At 59.3% G+C, this 18,037-nt stretch carries 18 protein-coding genes; 12 read left to right on the top strand and 6 right to left on the bottom strand.

Translation table 11 applies throughout. The features are described from left to right. Positions 1–10: 10 nt before the first annotated feature. Both fliE and SIC14_RS18230 read right to left on the bottom strand, forming a co-directional pair. Entirely contained in the window at positions 11–355 is a 345-nt protein-coding gene (gene fliE, locus SIC14_RS18235; protein ID WP_412563331.1) for a flagellar hook-basal body complex protein FliE, read from the bottom strand. 25 nt (positions 356–380) lie between these two features. Beyond that, positions 381–1,556, bottom strand: coding sequence for a sigma 54-interacting transcriptional regulator (locus SIC14_RS18230; RefSeq protein WP_412563330.1), 1,176 nt, complete (start codon positions 1,554–1,556; stop codon positions 381–383). A 348-nt stretch (positions 1,557–1,904) separates the two neighbouring features. Between SIC14_RS18230 and SIC14_RS18225 the strand changes: the two genes are divergently transcribed. From SIC14_RS18225 to SIC14_RS18170, 12 genes are all read left to right on the top strand, one after another. Further along, a complete protein-coding gene (locus tag SIC14_RS18225; protein WP_058242904.1) occupies positions 1,905–2,210 on the top strand; it encodes a hypothetical protein in 306 nt (101 codons plus the stop codon). A 74-nt stretch (positions 2,211–2,284) separates the two neighbouring features. Continuing rightward, on the top strand, positions 2,285–3,505 hold the full coding sequence (locus tag SIC14_RS18220; protein WP_412563329.1) for a chemotaxis protein CheA: 1,221 nt from the start codon (positions 2,285–2,287) through the stop codon (positions 3,503–3,505). After that, the gene (locus tag SIC14_RS18215; protein ID WP_412563328.1) at positions 3,505–4,326 is read left to right on the top strand and encodes a CheR family methyltransferase; all 822 of its coding nucleotides are present in this window, start codon (positions 3,505–3,507) and stop codon (positions 4,324–4,326) included. The genes SIC14_RS18220 and SIC14_RS18215 overlap by 1 nt, the downstream gene beginning before the upstream one ends. A 2-nt stretch (positions 4,327–4,328) precedes the next feature. After that, positions 4,329–5,453, top strand: a complete 1,125-nt coding sequence (locus SIC14_RS18210) for a protein-glutamate methylesterase/protein-glutamine glutaminase (RefSeq protein ID WP_412563327.1) — start codon at positions 4,329–4,331, stop codon at positions 5,451–5,453. A 22-nt stretch (positions 5,454–5,475) separates the two neighbouring features. Continuing rightward, positions 5,476–5,985: a chemotaxis protein CheW gene (locus tag SIC14_RS18205; RefSeq protein WP_412563326.1), complete on the top strand. Its 510-nt coding sequence runs from the start codon at positions 5,476–5,478 to the stop codon at positions 5,983–5,985. Between the two features lie 335 nt (positions 5,986–6,320). Beyond that, positions 6,321–8,096 carry a methyl-accepting chemotaxis protein gene (locus tag SIC14_RS18200; protein WP_412563325.1) on the top strand — a complete coding sequence of 592 codons (1,776 nt, stop codon included), beginning with the start codon at positions 6,321–6,323 and terminating at the stop codon, positions 8,094–8,096. Between the two features lie 66 nt (positions 8,097–8,162). After that, complete coding sequence (locus SIC14_RS18195) at positions 8,163–8,567, top strand: response regulator (RefSeq protein ID WP_412563324.1); 405 nt, start codon at positions 8,163–8,165, stop codon at positions 8,565–8,567. Between the two features lie 104 nt (positions 8,568–8,671). Next, positions 8,672–12,946, top strand: coding sequence for an Hpt domain-containing protein (locus SIC14_RS18190; protein WP_412563323.1), 4,275 nt, complete (start codon positions 8,672–8,674; stop codon positions 12,944–12,946). 14 nt (positions 12,947–12,960) lie between these two features. Continuing rightward, positions 12,961–13,248, top strand: a complete 288-nt coding sequence (locus SIC14_RS18185) for a hypothetical protein (RefSeq protein ID WP_412563322.1) — start codon at positions 12,961–12,963, stop codon at positions 13,246–13,248. 90 nt (positions 13,249–13,338) lie between these two features. Beyond that, positions 13,339–13,734, top strand: a complete 396-nt coding sequence (gene fliS / locus SIC14_RS18180; RefSeq protein WP_412563321.1) for a flagellar export chaperone FliS — start codon at positions 13,339–13,341, stop codon at positions 13,732–13,734. Further along, a complete protein-coding gene (locus SIC14_RS18175) occupies positions 13,731–14,063 on the top strand; it encodes a hypothetical protein (RefSeq protein ID WP_412563320.1) in 333 nt (110 codons plus the stop codon). Before fliS ends, SIC14_RS18175 begins: the two co-directional genes overlap by 4 nt. Positions 14,064–14,065: 2 nt before the next feature. Further along, positions 14,066–14,293 carry a hypothetical protein gene (locus tag SIC14_RS18170; RefSeq protein ID WP_412563319.1) on the top strand — a complete coding sequence of 76 codons (228 nt, stop codon included), beginning with the start codon at positions 14,066–14,068 and terminating at the stop codon, positions 14,291–14,293. Between the two features lie 82 nt (positions 14,294–14,375). Here the strand turns inward: SIC14_RS18170 and SIC14_RS18165 are convergent, their stop codons facing one another. The 4 genes from SIC14_RS18165 to SIC14_RS18150 form a co-directional block, all read right to left on the bottom strand. Further along, positions 14,376–14,558 carry a hypothetical protein gene (locus tag SIC14_RS18165; protein WP_412563318.1) on the bottom strand — a complete coding sequence of 61 codons (183 nt, stop codon included), beginning with the start codon at positions 14,556–14,558 and terminating at the stop codon, positions 14,376–14,378. 75 nt (positions 14,559–14,633) lie between these two features. Then, positions 14,634–15,146, bottom strand: a complete 513-nt coding sequence (locus tag SIC14_RS18160) for a hypothetical protein (protein WP_412563317.1) — start codon at positions 15,144–15,146, stop codon at positions 14,634–14,636. 36 nt (positions 15,147–15,182) lie between these two features. Then, positions 15,183–17,519 carry a response regulator gene (locus SIC14_RS18155; RefSeq protein WP_412563316.1) on the bottom strand — a complete coding sequence of 779 codons (2,337 nt, stop codon included), beginning with the start codon at positions 17,517–17,519 and terminating at the stop codon, positions 15,183–15,185. Next, a complete protein-coding gene (locus SIC14_RS18150) occupies positions 17,512–17,988 on the bottom strand; it encodes a hypothetical protein (RefSeq protein ID WP_412563315.1) in 477 nt (158 codons plus the stop codon). Before SIC14_RS18150 ends, SIC14_RS18155 begins: the two co-directional genes overlap by 8 nt. Positions 17,989–18,037: the final 49 nt, after the last annotated feature.

Raw genomic sequence — 18,037 nt, 5'->3', positions numbered from 1 at the left:
AGGCGCCGGATCAGACCGGCATGTTCATGATATCGCGGTAGGCGGAAAGCGCCTTGTTGCGCACCTGCATCGTCATCTGGAAGCCAAGCGAGGAAACCTGCTGGTCCACCATCACCGAGGCCAGATTGTCGGTCGCGCCCGTTTCATAGGCGAGGGCCGATTTATTGGCGGTGGCCTGGGCGTCGTTGACCTGTTCAATGGCAGAACCAAGGCGGTCGGCGAAGCTGGCGGTGGATTTCTCGGCAGGGTTCGGGAACCCGGCTGGGATGGCAGTTTCTGTGCTGTTCTGGAGCGACGACGCGCGGGCATTCAGGGCCGCTAGTGTCGAATTTCCGGAAAGGCTCGAAATAGTCATGGCTTACCTCAAGTTTGCCCTCTTTTTACGCGGCATGTGCCGCGATCGGGGCGTTGATGTTGAAACCGGGGATCAGCGCCGCATTTGCGGTCAGCATGATGTCCGCGGCGCTCACCACGTCGCCGGTGCGCAGCACCAGAGCGCGTTGAACCACGTTTTCCAGCTCGCGGACGTTACCGGGCCATTTGTACTCAACCAGCGTGGCCACAGCCTCTTCGCTCAGCAGCGGCAGGGTGGCCCCTTCGGGGGTATGGCGGCGGATCATCGCAGTGGCGAGGGCGGGAATATCATCGGGGCGGGCGGCCAATTCCTGGGTCGCCAGCGGGAACACGTTCAGACGGTAGTACAGGTCTTCGCGGAAGTTACCGGCTTCCACCTCGGCCAGCATGTCGCGGTTGGAGGTGGCGATGACGCGGACATCAACGCTTTCTTCTTTCTGCGAACCCAGCGGGGTGACTTTCTTTTCCTGCAGGACGCGCAGCAGTTTGGCCTGCAGACCCAGCGGCATTTCCGAGATTTCGTCCAGCAGCAGGGTGCCACCGTCCGCGGCGCGGAATATACCGCGGTTGGCAGTGGAGGCTCCGGTGAAGGCCCCTTTTTCATGACCGAACAGCATGGCTTCCAGCATGTTTTCCGGGATCGCGGCGCAGTTCACGGCCACAAAAGGTTTGCCAGCGCGGGGCGAACGGTCGTGGATCAGCTGGCTCAGCACCTCTTTGCCGGAACCGGTCGGGCCGTTGATAAAGACAGTGACATCGGTTTGGGCAACGCGGGCGGCCAGATCCATCAGAGCACCGGTGCTGTCAGCGGCGGCAACCATTCCACCATGAGGGGCTGCGATGAGGTCAGTCAGGGCCAGCAGGGAGGGGGTATAAAGCGGCGGGCGTGCCGAACCGCGCAGCGGCAGAACCACACGCTGCATGCGGCCACCCAGTTCCGAGGTCACTTCAAAGGAAGCCCCCGGCTGCACGATCACCAGCTGGGTGATGCCCAGCGTGCGGGCGGCGGCCACCAGACCGGACTGACCACCGGCGGCTTTTTCGGCTTCGGCGGAACATACCAGAGTGTTGCCTTTGCCGGGATTGGTGTCCGGGGTGCCCAGAGCGTCGATCAATACGGTGTCGATCCGACGACGCTGCAACAGATCCGCCAGAGCGGCTGCGTCGTCAAATTCCTGTCCGATGATAAAGATCTTGGCCATGGTTACCTCCTGCGATTGGCTGACGGTTTCTAAGAAGCAGGGAGTGTGCCAAAGATTGAGGATTGGTTAAGATTTTTTCGTAAATTATTGAAAATAAACGAATATAAAAACTAAAATAACTAAAGTATATAAAAGGTTAAGGCCCTATGGATAGGTCGGATATACCCGCTTGATGGGGCGAAATGACGAGACTCCGATGGGTGTCAAAACAATGACGACAATCCGACATGTCCTAATTCTGCCGACCCCATACTTAGGGATGTAACTTTTTCCAAATGAGAGGGGTCAACTTTTCCTGCAGGTGGCCGTTTCACTATCCAGACGTAAAACAAACTGCAGGCCGTGTTTATGTTGTCAAAAACGTACCACCTTAAATTTCCCAGCCTCGATGCTGCACAAATCGCCGCTCCATTTGTCACTGAGACATTGGGCAACGCGATTCCAGAGTGCCGCCTCTCGGGCCTAACTGTTCTGATCAGTAAAGAAGGTGACATTTCTGTTAATGTCTTCTTCCCCACCGTGGCGGATCTCAAGAACTTTGAAAAGAAGCACGGTGGCTTCGTCGATATGATGAAAAAGACCTTCCTGTTCAAATCCACCGGATTTGACGGCGTTTGTATCTTTAGCTTCGACGGAAACGAGAACGCAGCCTAACCGCTGCCGGACCGTAAGTATGAGTAACGCCAATTTTGGCGATGTGTTGTGTAAATTGAAGGATCAGGGTCGATATGTCGGCAGACGTAGATACCGGTACTGACAAACAAGCCGCTGGCGGGGCCTTGCTGCGTGTATCATCGCAGAAGATCAGCCGGCTGATGGATCTTGTCGGTGAATTGTCTCTGAGTGTCTCGGAGACCGTGAACTCGCCCGATCTTGAGAACGGGAACAGTGATCGCACTGACTTCGAAGCCGCAGCCCACCGCCTCTCTATGATCGTCCGTGAAGTTCAGGATGCTGCCACCGAGCTGCGTCTTGTGCCCGTGGATGAGGTCTTTAAGCGCCTGAAGCGGATGATCCGCGAATTGGAGCGGCAGACCAAGAAGAAGATCAACCTCGACATCATTGGAGCCGACACCGCCATTGATAAGATGGTGGCGGACCGTCTCTATGATCCGCTGCTGCACGTGTTGCGGAACTCGGCGGATCACGGTCTGGAAGGGACCGAAGAACGGGTCGAGGCCGGAAAATCCGAAAAAGGCACCATCACGCTTTCCGCCGCTCAGGTGGGCAGTGAGGTTCAGATTGTTGTCGGCGATGATGGCCGCGGCCTGAACCGGGACCGTATCCTCTCGATCGCCCGTAAGCGCGGTTTCTTTGGCCCTGAAGAGGAGCCGGAGGATGGCAAACTGTGGAAGGTGATCTTTGAACCCGGTTTCTCCACTGCGGAACAGGTGTCCAACCTGTCGGGCCGTGGCGTGGGTATGGATGTTCTGAACTCCACCATGCGTGACCTGCGGGGTCGGATCAATGTCGACAGCTGGGCAGGTAAGGGCACCAATGTGACCCTGCATATCCCGGTTTCGCTGGCGTTCCTTGATTGTATCCTGCTGCGCCAGGGCACCCATCTGTTTGCCGTGCCGGTGGAAGACATTGCCGAGATCGTCAATCCCGGCATTGAAAACAGCATGACCATCTCGGCTGGTTCCAAGGCCGAAATGCTGCGGTTGCGGGACACCCATGTTCCGGTTTGCCGTTTGGAGACCTACTACGGCGACACCATGCCCGATCTCAAGCCGCTGACCGACACTGTGGTCATCGTGCTGAACGCCGGAAGCCGTCAGATTGCTGTGCCAGTGGACGAAGTTCTGGATCGCCAGCAGGTGGTGATGAAGCCTTTGTCCGGTGTGCTAGCCAAAGTCCGCGCCAGCTGGGGCTGTGCTCTGCTGGGGACCGGTGAAGTGGCGCTGGTGCTGGACGCAGACCGCCTTGCATCCGGGGAGGAGAACTGATGACAGTTATGGATCATTCCTCCTATGAAGATCACGCTGGCTACGAACGGATCCGTTCGTGGCTGGGCGAACGTTGCGGGATTTCTTATCCGGAACATAAGGCGGACCTGCTGCGTCAGCGTCTGGCCCGCGTGACCCGCTCATTCAAGCTGGAAGACCTCAACGAACTGGCCGGCGCCATCTCCAAAGGGGGCCGTCAGGATGTGGAACTGGCTGTGATGCATGCCGCATCAACCAACCACACCTTCTTCTTTCGCGAGCCGGAAGTGCTTGAAGTCTTTTCGAAAAACATCCTGCCGCAACTGGCGGATCGGGAACAGATCCGGATCTGGTCCGCGGCCGCCTCAACCGGTGATGAAGCCTATACCATCGCCATGCTTGTGGCTGAACACCTTGGCGCGCATGCCCTCAAGAAACTCGCTATTCTAGGCACCGATATCTCGGCCCCAGTTGTAGAGCGAGCAGAGCTGGGCGTGTTCTCGGGCCGTCAGCTGAGCCAGATGGATCGCACGATCAAGAAGCGGTACATGACGCCGACTGGGATCGAACAGTATCGCGTGAACGAAAGCCTGCGCAATACTTGCACCTTCCGCCGGCTGAACCTGAAGGCGACGCCATACCCCTTTGCCAAGCAGTTCCAAGTCGTGTTCTGCCGCAATATTCTGTATTACTTCGAGCCGGAAGATCAGGCCGCAACCCTGCGCGCCATCTATGATGCGACCGAACCTGGCGGTTTCCTTGTGACTTCGGTCACCGAGGCCGTGCGCGATCTCTGCAGCGACTGGATTCCGGTCACCACTGGTATCTACCGGAGGGCTTGAGGATGCCATTGGGTCGCAAAATCCGGACGTTGATCGTCGATGACAGCGCTATGGTGCGCAAGATCCTGTCGCTGGGCCTCAGCCAGGATCCTGAGATCGAGGTGATCGGCACCGCGGCCGATCCGCGTGTGGCCATGCAATATATGGTCAAGGAACGTCCGGATGTGATCACGCTGGATCTGGAGATGCCCAATATGGATGGGCTGACTTTCCTGCGTCAGCTGATGGCGAAGGCGCCGATCCCGACCGTGGTGATTTCTTCGCAGACCCAGCGTTCGGCGCAATCTACTGTTGATGCCCTTGCCGCCGGTGCGGTTGATGTGATTGCCAAACCCAAGATGGAATTGGGCGGTGGTCTGAGCAGCATGATGGACAGCATTGCCCACCGCGTCAAAGTGGCCGCACGGGCGCAGGTCGGGCAGGGGGCAGCGCCCGCTGTCGTGACTGCACGTCCGCAACCCCCTGTTGCAACAGCGCGCGCCATCCCCACAGGGCCGGTGCCGACCCGTGGCGACATTCCCGACTGGATGATTGCAATTGGCGCGTCCACCGGTGGCGTTCAGGCGCTGACCCATGTGTTGGAAGCGATGCCTGAAACCTCGCCGCCGATTGTGATTGTGCAGCATATGCCCGAAGGCTTCACCGCCTCATTTGCCAACCGGTTGAACCAAACCTGCGCCCTGCGGGTGCGCGAAGCCAAACAGGGGGACGTGCTGGAAAATGGTCTGGTGCTGATTGCCCCCGGCGGCCCCTGCCACATGAAAATCGTGCCCAAGGGCAACCGGTTTGTGGTGGAACTGGTGGAAGGGCCGGAGGTCTGTTTCTCCCGTCCGGCGGTGGATGTTCTGTTCAAATCCGTTGCCCGTTACGCCAAGGGCCGGGTGTCTTCGGCCATCCTGACCGGGATGGGCAAGGACGGGGCAGAAGGCCAGCTGGCGATCCGCCTGTCCGGCGGGCGCACCGTGGCACAGGATGAGGCCAGCTGCGTTGTGTTCGGCATGCCTCATGCCGCTGAAGAGATTGGCGCACCAGAAAAACTGGTGCCGCTTAATGAGGTGGCCCCGTGGCTGCTTCAGACCTGCCCGTCGCATGGCGTGCGCAGTGGGTTCGAAAGTTACCGAGTTTAAGAGGATCAAGAGGATGAGTGAAATGACCCCTGATCAAGCGACGTCTGCAGATGCCGAAGCCCTGCTTCGCGATGAAGACAACATTGAAAACATGTACCTCACCTTTGCCATCGGCACGGAAACCTACGGGGTGCCGATTGCGGTGGTGACGGAAATCGTCGGGATGCAGCGCATCATGACGGTGCCGGATGTACCGCGTTACATCAAAGGTGTGATCAACCTGCGTGGCAAGGTGATCCCACTGATGGATGTGCGGATGCGCTTTAATCTGGCGGAGCGTGAATATGATGACCGCACCGTGATCATCGTGCTGGAACTGGGCACCTCGCCCGTGGGCCTGATTGTCGACCGTGTCAGCGAAGTGCTGGAGATTGCGGACGACCATATCGACAGCGCCAACGGTCTGGGTGGTGGTGACAGCCAGGGTCTGGTGCAGGGTCTGGGTCGTGTCGACGAAAACGTAGCGATCATCCTGAACACCGGCCTTTTGGTCTCGGACGCTGAACTGTCCATGCCCGAGGCGGTTGCCTAACACCTGATCCTTTACGGGATCGGGCAAGGTCGCGGGTTGCGGCCCTTTGCCCCTCCGGATGCGGTTATGCGTGCCGGGGGCGGGATCGGCTTATCCATGTTGGATGAGCAAAGTGTGACAAGTGACTGAGTAACAAGGAGACAATCCGAATGAGCGAAAGCGGACCCCAACCGCCCGAACGCCTCTCCCCGGCGCGATCGCACTGCTCTCCCCATATGCCGATCAAAAAGACCCAACCACTCAAAAAAACCGCATAACTGGCGACGCCTGAGGCTAAAGAAATTTCCCGCCCGGTCGCTATTAAAAGTACAGCCCGCCCCAGAAAGGACGACCCGATGACCAAAGCGAAGACCGATAAGACGCCCAAAGACAACGGTGCAGACGGCTTCAAGCTGCTGGATCTCATTAACGAACCGGTTGTGATGACCGATGAGAACCTGGTGATTACCTATGCCAACCCCTCGGCGCAGCGCATGTTCGGCAAAGCCGAAGCCAGCCTGCAAGAGGTGCACCCGAGCTTTTCCGCCGCCGGTCTGGTTGGCAGCTGCATTGATGACTTTCAGCCCGACGCCAGCCAGAAGTTTGGTGTGCTGACCGGTCAGCGAGGCACCTCCAGCGCAACAATCCGGTTGCAGGGCTTTGCCTGGAACGTCGCCGTGACGGCGGTTGAAGGCGAAGAGGGCTTTCTTGCAGAATTTGCCGACAAATCGGCCGAAGCGTTGCTGGAGGCGGAAACCTCGCAGTTGCTGGAGCGGATCACTGGCATGGCAACCGCCCATTCCACCGGTCACATCAAAGAATTCATCCAGACCGATGACTTCACCCTGTCCAACATCTCTGCCGCCGGCGCACAGGTGAACAAGATGGTGAAAGAGCACATCGACGCGATCCTGGAAGGCATCGCCGTGTTCGAATGTTTCTCGGAAGGGGATTTTGAGGCCACCATGGCGCCGCTGCCCGGTGACAAGGCCGCCCTGAACAATGCCATCAACCGCACCCGCGACAATTTCCAGAGCGTCAACAGCGAGATCAAACGCCTGTCGACTGCGATCATGGAAGGCAAGCTGGATGTGCAGGGCGACGCCGCCAAGTTCAAAGGCAGCTTCCGCGATGTTGTGGAAAGCTTCGAAGCCTCCTTCGGCAGCCTGAACGGGGCCTTCAACGCGCTGAACAAACAGGTTGGTCAGGTTAGCCAGACCGTGGGTCAGATGAGCTCGGCCAGCCAGGAACTGGCGACCAACTCGCAGATTGCCTCTTCCTCTGTAGATGAGGTTTCGGCCTCGGCAGAAGAAACCGACGTGCAGGTGAAAGCCAATGCCGAAGCTGCGAAGAACGCTGCAGTTCTGGTGACCTCGAACGCCGAAGTGGCCGCTGAGGGCAAGAGCAAGATCGACGAGATGGTCACCGCGATGGAAGGCATCAACGCCTCTTCGCAGGACATTGCGAAAATCATCAAGGTGATCGACGAGATCGCGTTCCAGACCAACCTTCTGGCCCTGAACGCCGCGGTGGAAGCCGCCCGCGCAGGTCAGCATGGTCGCGGCTTTGCTGTGGTGGCCCAAGAGGTGCGTAACCTCGCAGGTCGCTCTGCCAAAGCAGCCCGTGAAACCTCGGATCTGATCGAAGGGGCCACCAGCCGGATCTCCGCCGGCGTGCGCCTGGCCTCGGAAACCTCCGAGAACTTCGAACAGATCGCCTCGAACATCAAAGAGGTGAAAGATCTGGTCGAAACCATCAACCGTGCCTCGGAAGAGCAGTCGCGTGGCGTGGCCCAGATCAACACCGCGATTGGCGAAGTCGCCCGCACCTCGCTGGCCACCAGCCAGCAGGCGGATGAACTGGCCGCAACCTCGGCAGAAATGACTGCCGCCACCGAAAGCATGACCCGCGAAATCGCTCGCTACTCGCTGCGCCCCGAAGCCCCGTCTGCCGCCGACTTTGGCGCCATCGAGGGCATGGACAGCCTGCCGCCGGAAATGATGGCCAAGATCAAGGCCATGATGGGCGCCAAACTGGACAGCCCCGCCGCCAAACCAGCCGGAAACGGTCTGTCGGACGGTCTGGGCAAAGGTGGTGGTGACCACGACGAACGCGGTTTCCTCAACTTCTGATGCCCCTGGCCCCCGTGACCAAGTCACCACGGGGGCACCCCTCAGCTACCTAGGAGAGCAAACGAAATGGCTTACAAAGTGATGATCGTAGATGACGCTGCCATGATGCGGCTTTACATCTCGAGCTTCCTGAATTCGCTGGATGACTTCAAGGTTGCCGCTCAGGCTGCCAACGGTCGCGAAGCGCTGGACAAATTGGCCGAGATCCCGGATCTGGACCTGATCCTGCTGGACATTGAGATGCCGGTGATGGACGGGCTGGAGTTCTTGCGTCACGCCAAACTCAAGACCCGCGCCAAGATCTGTATGTTGTCGTCGGTCACCGTGCAGGGTTCGCCGCACGCCGCCAAGGCCCGCGAACTGGGTGCAGACGGTGTGGTTGCCAAACCCTCCGGCACCGTGTCGCACGATCTGGAAGAAAAAACCGGTGACGAGCTGCGCGATACCATGCGCCGTCTGGTGGCCGCGTAAACCAGCCCCAATCCTCTCTGACGCCCATCTGTTGTGTGTAGCGGGCGTGAGAGCCGGCGTTTGTCTGACGCCACTGTGTTGTACTGAGTAAGAACGGGTGAGTTATGTCTAGCGAAATGGACGAAATCTGGGAACTGTTCGCTGATGACGGTCAGCAGGCCCTGGACGCTATGGAAGCCGCACTGGACGCTTTGCAGGACGGTGCGGACGACCAGACACCGCATATCTCGGCTTTGTTCCGCGCGGTGCACACGTTCAAAGGCAACTCCCGTGTGTTGGGTCTGGGTGTGGTCGAAAGCCGCGCACATTACGCAGAGGACCTGATCGGTCTTGTGCGCGATGACGGTGTGCCGTTTGACGACGATATTCTGGACCTGATGTTCCTTGCGGGTGACACGCTGCGGACAATGCTGGAAGAGGTGGCGGACAAACGTGCCGATGTGGATCCGGGTCCGTCTGAGGATCTGATGGACCAGCTGAAGGCGATGATCGCAAAGGTGGACCCCAAGGCCGCACCTGCAGAGGAAGCGGCCCCCGAGCCTGCACCTGAACCGACCCCCGAACCCGCGCCGGTTGCTGAGGCCGCGCCCGAACCTGCACCTGCACCTACCCCCGAGACTACCCCAGAGCCCACCCCGGAACCGGTGGCTGAGGTCGCAGCACCTGCTGCGGCGCCGGAACCGGTGGTGGAACCTGTGGCAGAACCCGCCGCCGAAGCCCCCGCTACTGGCGGTGGCATGGCGGGCATGGACGCGCTGTTTGCCGAAATGGGTGACAGCAGCTTCCAGAACGACGACGACGCCTTTACTTTTGACGAAGACCTCTCGGCTGACGATCTGGCCGCCAAAGAGGCCGCCAAAAACGCCGAAATGGAAGAATCCGCCGCCGAGCGTCCCGTGCAGCATGGCGCGGTGGAATCCACCGTAGAGATCGACGAAACCCCAATCGACAACTTCTCCCAAGATCCGACCTACATGAAGATCTGGGAAGAAATGACCGATGATCTGGTGGCCAAGCTGGAAGGTATCAAAACCTCTGGGGACGCCTTTGAAGATCGCCGCATCCAGACCGAACGCCAGGCCGACAGCCTGCTGCACGCCGCTGGCCAGATGGGCTTTGATGCCTGGGTGTCGATGCTGGAAGACTTTGCATTCGACTGTCCCGCCATTGCGGATGACGCAGCACTGGACGCGGCGATTGACGCCCTGTTGCGCGATGTGACCGCGCTGCGCAATGGCGATGCGCCCAGCTCGGTGCCACATCACGAAGAACCCACTGCGGCACCGGCAGCCGAGGCAGCACCGGCGGACAACGGCCATGTTGAAGCTGATCCCAACGCCAAACTGTCGGATGATCCGACCTATCGCGCCATCTTTGCCGAGATGTCCGATGACCTGATCACCCGCCTGAAAGGCGGCGCAGCGGAGGCCCCGGCCACCCGCCGTGAGGAAGCGGTGAAACATGTTGCAGGTCTGCTGCATGCGGCCCGTCAGATGGAATTCGACAACTGGGTTGTTGTGCTGGAGAAATTTGAAGCCTCCGGCCCCGCCATGGCGGATGGCGACGTTCAAGCGGGCATGGCCAAGCTGATTGGCGATCTGGAAACCTTGCAGGCCGGTGGTTCCGTGAGTGACGCCCCAGCCCCAGCCCCAGCCCCTGCAGCGGCCCCGGCCACAGCGCCGACCCCGGCACCGGCTGCCCCTGCTCCGGCTGCGCCAGCCGCTGCACCTGTGGCAGAAACCGACCCGGCTGCCCCGAAAGCCTCGGCGACGGATCAACAGGCCGAAACCGCGATTGCCGCAGAAGAAGCCTGCAGCAGCGGTGAAGCCAAGAAACTGTCGGATGACCCAACCTACCGCGCCATCTTTGCCGAGATGTGCGAGGAGTTTGTGGGCAAGCTTAAGGATGATCTGGCCTCAGGTGCTGCCATCGGTGACCGCAAGGCCAACGTCAAGAACCTTGCCGACGGCTTGCTGCATGCCGCCAACCAGATGGGTTTTGACACCTGGATTGCTCTGCTGGAGAAGCTCCTGGGCGAAGTTGAGGGCTATGGCGATGTCGCCAAGCTGGATGAAGGCGTCAAAGCTCTGATCGCCGAAGGCGAAACCCTGGCCGAAAACGGTGGTGGTGTTCCACCCTCGGCAGAAGCCAGTGAAGCGGACAATCTTTTCCGCCAGCTGGAACCCTACTACGCGGCCATTGCAGAGGCGGTGATCTTCCTTGAAGACAACCCCGAAGAGGCCCGTAAGGAACTGGCTGATCTGGCGAAAACCGTTATCGATCTGATCGAACCACACGGTCTGGTGCGCGCGATTGACTCGATCAACCGCCTGGCCAAGGCGGAATCGGTCAAGGCCGCCCGTATTGAACAACTGACGTTCTACGAGGAACTGATCGGCTACGAGCAGATCATGCCTGTAGAAAACCGGGTGCAGGGGGATCTAGTGGTCCGCCCGTCCAATCTGGTGCGCCTCTGGGCCACGGATCGGATTTTCGACACCCTGAATGGTCTGCGTGACAAGATCGAGCGCGACTCGCTGGAGGCCGAAGGCACCGAATGGTTCGCCGGCTTCAACCACCTGATGCGTCTGGTCTATCACGCCTGTAACCACTACCGGATGGAAACCGCCGCCAACCTGACGATGGCGCTGGTGGACCTGTTTGGCCGTGTCCGTCAGGCAACCAATGTGGCTGATGCGCTCATGCTGCATATGGCGCGTGGGTTCCTAGATACCATCGAACTGGTCTTCGACTCGTTGGATCAGGGTGATGAACCGGATCTGGCTCGCGTCGAAGAGCTGTTCGAAGAAGCGACCAACATCACCTTCAATCAGGGGGCTGTTTCGGCCCGTCAGATTGAACGCAAACTGGGCCTGCCGGAAGAATTCCACCGCGTTCTCAGCCCTGAAAGCGTGAAGGCTGCGCAAACCTCGCTGGAAGAGAAGCAGCATTTCTATGTGGTGCGCGCCGACCTTAACGAAGACGAGGCGTTGGCCGAGAAGTTCCTGGAATGGATCGGTGCCGGCAACGCCAAGATGATCACCAACGTGACCGTCTTCCAGGATGACAAAACCCTGTTCGACTTCCTGCTGTCTTCAGAGCATGAACAGGACGTGGTTGTGTCCGCCATGACCAATATGGATCCGGCGGCGAAAAACCTCTTTGTGCATATCGTGCTGGAGCCCGATTACAGCAGCGTCAGTGATGACGAGGATGAAGAGGGCGGCGAAGAGAAAGAGAAGCGCGCCGAAGGCAGTGCTGAACCAACCGTCAGCCTGTCGTTGATGGAAGCGATTGGTGAAATTTCTGCCGGTCAGGCGATGGTGCACCATATCCTTGAAGAGTTGATGAGCGCCGATATCGTGCAGGCCGTTGACCATGTGATGCGCCGCCGCGCGCAGCAGGATGACAGCAGCCTGGATCCGGCCACCCAATCTGCCATCCGGGGGTTGGTAGAGGATTACGCCCATAAGGTTGCCCGTGCAGCCGAGGCGGAAACCCAGCTCAACACCCAGATGACCCGTCTGCAGGAAGAGACCGCAAAACTGCGCGAACGCAAGGCTTCGATCCTGCTGCGCACGCTGGCGGCCTTTGTAGAAGCCCGTTCGCGTACCGTGGGTCGCGAAGCGCGCATGAGCCATTCTGGCGAAAGCATTGTACTGGATCAGGCGATGATGGACGGTCTGTCCAAGATGCTGAAACGGGTGATCCGTTCCCGTCTGGTCAAAGAGGGGGGGCCGAAAAAGTTCCACCTTGGCCTCAGCCGTGCCGACAACAGCGTTTCAGTGGTTCTGTCGGATGATGGCACCGTTGATCTGGACGCGGAGTTGATGAAAGAGCTGGAAGCTGATGCAATCCGTCAGGGCGGCGAATTCCGCGCTGTGCCGGTGCCCTCGGGCGGGTTCAGTTTCCATCTGATGCTGCCGGTGCATATGGCGCTGCTGGACGGTATGGTCGTACGGGTTGGCGATGTGCGCTACGTGGTGCCGGTCAATGCCATCGAACGGATCCAGCTGGGCAGTTCGGACGCGCTGCTGCCGATCCCGGCACAGAACAACGCGGCCATGCTGCGCACCGACACCGGGGAACTGGCGCCGATCCGTCAGTTGAACGTGATCGACGGCGGGTTGAGTGTTGGCGAGATGGCGCAAGAAGCCCGCGCCAAGCCGGTCAAAACCCAGAGCCTCTATGTGGTGCTACGCAATGACGAACACCGGATCGCTATTCCTGTGGATGAGATGCTGGGGCAGCAACTGGTGCTTCTGCGGCCTCTGCAGGGTCCCTTGGTGGGAATTCGCAATATGATGGGGCTCGCTCTGCTATCTGGCGGCGAAGTCGGCATGGTCGTTGCAGTAGATCGCCTAGCAGACGCCGCCTAAGGAGATCCCCACATATGCGCCGCTTTCTGGAACAACATCTTGCCTTTGCAGGCTTCCTTGGTGTGGCGCTGTCACGCGTGGTGAAATCGCGCTGGACCAGCACCCTGCGCTGGCTGCAATGGCGGCTACAGAGGGCGGCTGGCCCGCTGGTAGGCAATTCAGTGGAGAATACCGGGAAGCAAACTGCGGAAGCGCAGGTATTTCAGACCGTTGGTGACATGCCACGACAGGCTGTAGAGGCCCGAAAAGGCCAGGTTGTCTACTATGCGCCGGGCTGGATGAAGTCAGGGCCACAAAGCTGAGGCCATGGGCCAAAAACTTCTAAACGTCCGCCGTGTTCCTGCCGTTCTTCTAAGTAACAAGGGAACACAGCAACTAAGGAAAGACGCCAGATGACTTTCGCCTCTGCACGCTCTACCTATCGTCAAACCGGCAACTCTGGGGTGAACGTCCCGGACGATCCGCATCAGATTGTCCGCGTCATCCTGAGCGAGCTGGAAAAGTCGCTGAACGTGATGAAAGCCTCCAATGAGGCGGGCACGGAATATCCCCCCGAACATGTGAACAAAGCGCTGCGGGCGATCTACCTGCTGCAGTCCTCGCTGGATTTTGAAAAGGGCGAAGACATCGCGGTGTCGCTGTTCGAACTGTATGAATATTGCCGCCAGAATATTTTGGCTGCCTTCCGCAAGGAAGACGGCGCGGATATTGCAGGCTCTGCGGATGCGATCTCGGGCATTTTGGATGCCTGGACGGAGATTGGCCCGCAAGTAAGGCAAGTTGGATGAGTGAAAGCCCGGTCGACATGGACCAGACTGCAGAACGGATCAAGGAATTTGAGACCCTGCTGGAGCAATGCCAGCAGGCGGCGAAAGAGGGCGACCTCGACGCTTTCCGCACGCTTGATCACCAGTTGCGCAGTATGGCCATGGCTATGATCGGTGGCTTGCCCGGGTTAGAGCCGGGCCAGGAACACTATTACGAAGCCTTGAAAGAGGCGGTTGCCAAACTGGGCGAAACCGCCAGCGAAATCGACACAGATCGCCGTAAACTCAAGCAGCGTCAGGGCACGGACCGCAAAATCCGTCTTGCCTATTCGCGCGGATCGGGAAGGTAATCATGTTTCGCACCACATGCCGCAAATGTCAGTTGATCCGGATCTATCTGGGCTGTGCTTTCCTCGCGATCCTGCTGATCGGCGTGCAGCCAGAGCATGCCCAGGTGATTGCCGGGATGATGCCCTCGCCGATGACCATCGGGATCCTGATCATGGTGGGGGGCAGTTTTGCGTTCCGCCAGCGTCTGAAGACCTACCGCGCAGAACAGGCCGAACTGGGACAGCGATAACGACTCATCCGAAAATTCAGACAAAAAACAACGGGCCCCGAAATCGGTGGCCCGTTTGTCATTTTGGGAAGGTCTCTGAGCCTCAGCTCTGGCGGCTCAACCGGCGAAACAGCGGTTTGGTCACGGGGGCCAGGTAGTCGACGATGTTCACCTTGGCCTGACGGGTGGCACGGTCGTCTTCGTCAAACATGACAATCTCCACCGCCATCTTGCGCACCTCGTGGTCGGTTGCGGTGCGGCTGCGCATTTCCTGTTGGTCAATCATGGCTTGCTCCTCTTTGTCCTGAGGGGGGTAGGTGCAGGTTGCGTGCCAAGTAGCTGACTGACGCCGCCAAAAAGGTCACCCCGTGGTGATGAGTTTCAGCAGATAGACCTCCAGCACCGGATCGGGCAGGTCTTCACTGGTGATGACCCCGTTGAGGGCGTCTTTCAGCAGCGGGGGCAGCATATTCTGAATGCTTTCCAAATCCGTTGCATCCGGGTCCTCGACCGCGATCAGCAGCGCCTCTGACAAGGGCGCGGCAAGCGGCGCGGTGTCGGTGAGGAAGGCATCGGTGACCGACATCGGCAGGTCTTCATGCACGGCCATGCCAATGTCGATTAAGAGTGTGCCCCATTTCGGTACCTGCGCTGTCAGGCTCATCGGGAAGGACACGTAGCGACGTGGCACCGGGCCGGTCTCTGGTTCTTCTTCCATCATCTCGTCTTCGGGCAGGGCTATGGCCACATCCATTGGTGCGGTGGCGGTGAAATGTCCGGCCGCATAGATGCCACCAACCAACAGCGCTGCAACAACGCCGGGCAGGATCGGGGCCTTACGGGGCTTTTCGGCGAGGATCTCTTCTTCACTCATAACGCGTTATGCTCAACTGACGGTCCGTTGAGGGGTTTAAAGCAAGGTGAGTGCCAACCGCGTCTGTTCCAGCAATTCTTCTGAGCGTTCGATGGTGGCGGGCAGATGGCTGGCCTGATCAGCCTTGGCCTGCTCTTCAATCTCCAGAAATGTCTGATGCAACGCAATAGCGCCGACCGTTGCTGCGGTGGTACTGCCACGACGCGCGGTCTCAAGGATATCGGCAAGCGCGCCACGTTGCAGGGCGTCGCGCATCTGGCCCACCATGACAGCGCATTCCTTGTGCAACTGGTGCACAAACACCGACCAGTTGTCGCCTGAGATTTTAGCAATCTGGCGGGCCACATCCTGTTTCAGGACCTCCACCGGGCGCGGCTGTCCAGGGGCATCCAAAGAAGCGCCATTGATGATCCGATGCACCACCTCATGCAGCTGATTGCGGCGCAGTGGTTTCACATAGACGTGGTTCATCCCCGCCAGTTCCGCCCGTTCGCGCACTTCCGGATCGGAAAATCCGGTGAGGCCAAAAACCGGCAGTTGGGCGAGGGCAGGGCGCTGCAGCATCCGGCGGGTGGTTTCCAGCCCGTCGATGCCCGGCAGGCCAATGTCCATCAGCACCGCATCCACCTCGTGTTCGGCGATCTTGGTCAAAGCATCTTCGCCGTTCTCAGCCGTGATCGCGACGCAGCCTTCGCTGTCCAACAATTTGGTCATCAGCTGACGGTTCAACGGGTTGTCATCCACCACAAGGAAGCGGAAGCCCTTGGTGTTGAGCGGTTTTTGCGTGGGGTCAGCCTCGGGGGTTGCTTGGGTTGCGGGCAGGCCAAAACGCAGGTTGACCTGAAAACTGCTGCCTTCACCGGGGGTAGAGCTGACCCGGATGGCGCCGCCCATCGCATCCACAGCCCGCTTCACAATCGACAGCCCCAGCCCGGCACTTTGCGCCAGCGTGTCGAAAGAGTTGTTGCCGGTTTCAAAGGGTGAAAACAGCCGCTCAATCTGTTCCGGAGCAATGCCGCGACCTGTATCGGCAACCTCCAGATTGACCGCGACAATATTGGCCGCTCCGGGGCTGCGCTGGATCTCGCAATCGGCAGACAAGGTGATGTCGCCCTGATCGGTGTATTTCACCGCATTGCCCAGAAGATTCTGCACCACACGGTGGAACAGATGGTGATAGCCCGCGACCTGAATGGCGGCGGGGCAGTTGAGGTTCAACGACAATGTCAGCCCTTTGGCCTCGGCTGCGATCCGGCTTTGGCCCGCCAGCTTTTGCAGCACCTCCGCAGGGCTGAAGGCCGAAACGGGGTGATCCTTGATTGGGCGCAGGTCCATGCGCACATGTTCCAGCGTGTCGTTGATCTGCTCCAGCGCTGTGTCGGCCGAGCCGCGCACTACCTCCAGCAACTGCCGGTGTTCAGGCGCTAGCTTGGCGTCATTAAGCAACAGATCCGCGGCGGTGGCAATGGCCCCCATCGGGGTGCGCATCTCGTGGCTGACAGTGGCCAGAAACTGGGTTTTGGTCTGCTCATTGGCGCGGGCAATGTCGCGGGCGGCCTCCAGATACTGTGACCGCGCCAGCGCTTCCTTATATTCGCGCCGCGCCGTAATGTCCCGCAAAACAACGACAAATTGCCTCAGCCCCGGTTCTTCGATTGGGGTGACGGTGAGCTCCACCGGATAGCGGTCGCGGGCCTCGCTCTGGATATAGGCCTCATGCGGGACGCCGATCAAACGGCTAAGGAATGCGGCGGGATCGGACGGGGTTTCAAACCCATGATCCTGCGCCCGCAGGTCAATCATATCGACGTAATCAAACAGCGATTTTCCGATCAGGCCGGACACCCCTAGCATGGTTGAAAGCGCCGCATTGGCCATCGTGATCTGACCGTTTTCCGCCACCGCGCCGATGCCATCCACGGCGGAGTTCAGGAACTGGCGGAACCGTTTGTCGCTGCGTTTGCGGGCCTGGATGGCGCGCTGCAATTGGGCATTGTCGCTGCGAACTCGCTGAAACGGGTCCTCGGCCTCCAGGACCTCCATCCGGATCAGCAGCAGCGGGTGTGCGGTGCGGGCGGGCAGGCGGGCCAGACGCGCGCGAACGGGCAGAGGGTCGCCGTCGCTATCCTGCAAGATCAGCCGTGCCAATCGCGGCGCGGTAGAGCGTTGTGCCAGCAGCAGCTGTTCACGGTTTTCCGGCGTTTGCAGGCAGGCAGCAAGGCGGGCAGAGGGACATAGGTTTTCGGCACGGGGATTGGCTTGGGCGATCTCACCCTGCGCGGTGACAATGACACTTGGCGACGCGTCCAGCGCAATGACCTCACCGTAGCGGGCCAGCGTGTGATCCTGGAACTGCGTCTCAAGTTTAGTCATGCGCGAAATACTCGATCCCCGGTGTGCCGTCATCCTCCAGGTCAACCACCAGACGGCAGCAACCTGTGGGGTGTTTTGCCAACTTCTCCAGCCGGACTTTTGCGTATCCTGCACTGTTTGCGGCCAGGCTGCCCAAAATATTTGCCATTAAGTTGCAGTACCCGCGTTGTGTGTCAGAATTGCGACTACAACTGCAACGGCAGTTTTCCATAACGAATCGAGTGGTTTGCGAATCATTCCCCAAAAAATCGGCGCCAAATCCCTCGGCCAGCGCGTCAAAACTTGCTGGCAGAGACGCAACGGGAAGGCGATCAACCTTTAGGAGAGTGCACTCCTGTGCATAGATTTTCTCGCCCATAGATGCCCCTACGGAAGCCAGCAAAGCCTCGGTTTCTTCCAACCCTGCAACGGTTTGAAGCGCATCGGTGATGTGATGCAGGGTGTCAGACAGAAAAGCTTCGCGGTTCATAATCAGGGTCTTTGCATGAGGTCGGACGAGGGGTTTCCGGGCCCCTGAT

It is taken from the genome of Thalassobius sp. MITS945101, from assembly GCF_047123305.1.
Lineage (GTDB): Bacteria > Pseudomonadota > Alphaproteobacteria > Rhodobacterales > Rhodobacteraceae > Thalassobius.
The sequence above is the reverse complement of the archived record's forward strand: the minus strand, read 5'-3'. Positions and strand labels throughout refer to the sequence as shown.

What these genes read in the sequence shown, in the direction of transcription:
- fliE (WP_412563331.1), bottom strand. Translation starts at nt 355, where the DNA reads ATGACTATTTCGAGCCTTTCCGGAAATTCGACACTAGCGGCCCTGAAT.
- SIC14_RS18230 (WP_412563330.1), bottom strand. Translation starts at nt 1,556, where the DNA reads ATGGCCAAGATCTTTATCATCGGACAGGAATTTGACGACGCAGCCGCT.
- SIC14_RS18225 (WP_058242904.1), top strand. Translation starts at nt 1,905, where the DNA reads ATGTTGTCAAAAACGTACCACCTTAAATTTCCCAGCCTCGATGCTGCA.
- SIC14_RS18220 (WP_412563329.1), top strand. Translation starts at nt 2,285, where the DNA reads ATGTCGGCAGACGTAGATACCGGTACTGACAAACAAGCCGCTGGCGGG.
- SIC14_RS18215 (WP_412563328.1), top strand. Translation starts at nt 3,505, where the DNA reads ATGACAGTTATGGATCATTCCTCCTATGAAGATCACGCTGGCTACGAA.
- SIC14_RS18210 (WP_412563327.1), top strand. Translation starts at nt 4,329, where the DNA reads ATGCCATTGGGTCGCAAAATCCGGACGTTGATCGTCGATGACAGCGCT.
- SIC14_RS18205 (WP_412563326.1), top strand. Translation starts at nt 5,476, where the DNA reads ATGACCCCTGATCAAGCGACGTCTGCAGATGCCGAAGCCCTGCTTCGC.
- SIC14_RS18200 (WP_412563325.1), top strand. Translation starts at nt 6,321, where the DNA reads ATGACCAAAGCGAAGACCGATAAGACGCCCAAAGACAACGGTGCAGAC.
- SIC14_RS18195 (WP_412563324.1), top strand. Translation starts at nt 8,163, where the DNA reads ATGGCTTACAAAGTGATGATCGTAGATGACGCTGCCATGATGCGGCTT.
- SIC14_RS18190 (WP_412563323.1), top strand. Translation starts at nt 8,672, where the DNA reads ATGTCTAGCGAAATGGACGAAATCTGGGAACTGTTCGCTGATGACGGT.
- SIC14_RS18185 (WP_412563322.1), top strand. Translation starts at nt 12,961, where the DNA reads ATGCGCCGCTTTCTGGAACAACATCTTGCCTTTGCAGGCTTCCTTGGT.
- fliS (WP_412563321.1), top strand. Translation starts at nt 13,339, where the DNA reads ATGACTTTCGCCTCTGCACGCTCTACCTATCGTCAAACCGGCAACTCT.
- SIC14_RS18175 (WP_412563320.1), top strand. Translation starts at nt 13,731, where the DNA reads ATGAGTGAAAGCCCGGTCGACATGGACCAGACTGCAGAACGGATCAAG.
- SIC14_RS18170 (WP_412563319.1), top strand. Translation starts at nt 14,066, where the DNA reads ATGTTTCGCACCACATGCCGCAAATGTCAGTTGATCCGGATCTATCTG.
- SIC14_RS18165 (WP_412563318.1), bottom strand. Translation starts at nt 14,558, where the DNA reads ATGATTGACCAACAGGAAATGCGCAGCCGCACCGCAACCGACCACGAG.
- SIC14_RS18160 (WP_412563317.1), bottom strand. Translation starts at nt 15,146, where the DNA reads ATGAGTGAAGAAGAGATCCTCGCCGAAAAGCCCCGTAAGGCCCCGATC.
- SIC14_RS18155 (WP_412563316.1), bottom strand. Translation starts at nt 17,519, where the DNA reads ATGACTAAACTTGAGACGCAGTTCCAGGATCACACGCTGGCCCGCTAC.
- SIC14_RS18150 (WP_412563315.1), bottom strand. Translation starts at nt 17,988, where the DNA reads ATGAACCGCGAAGCTTTTCTGTCTGACACCCTGCATCACATCACCGAT.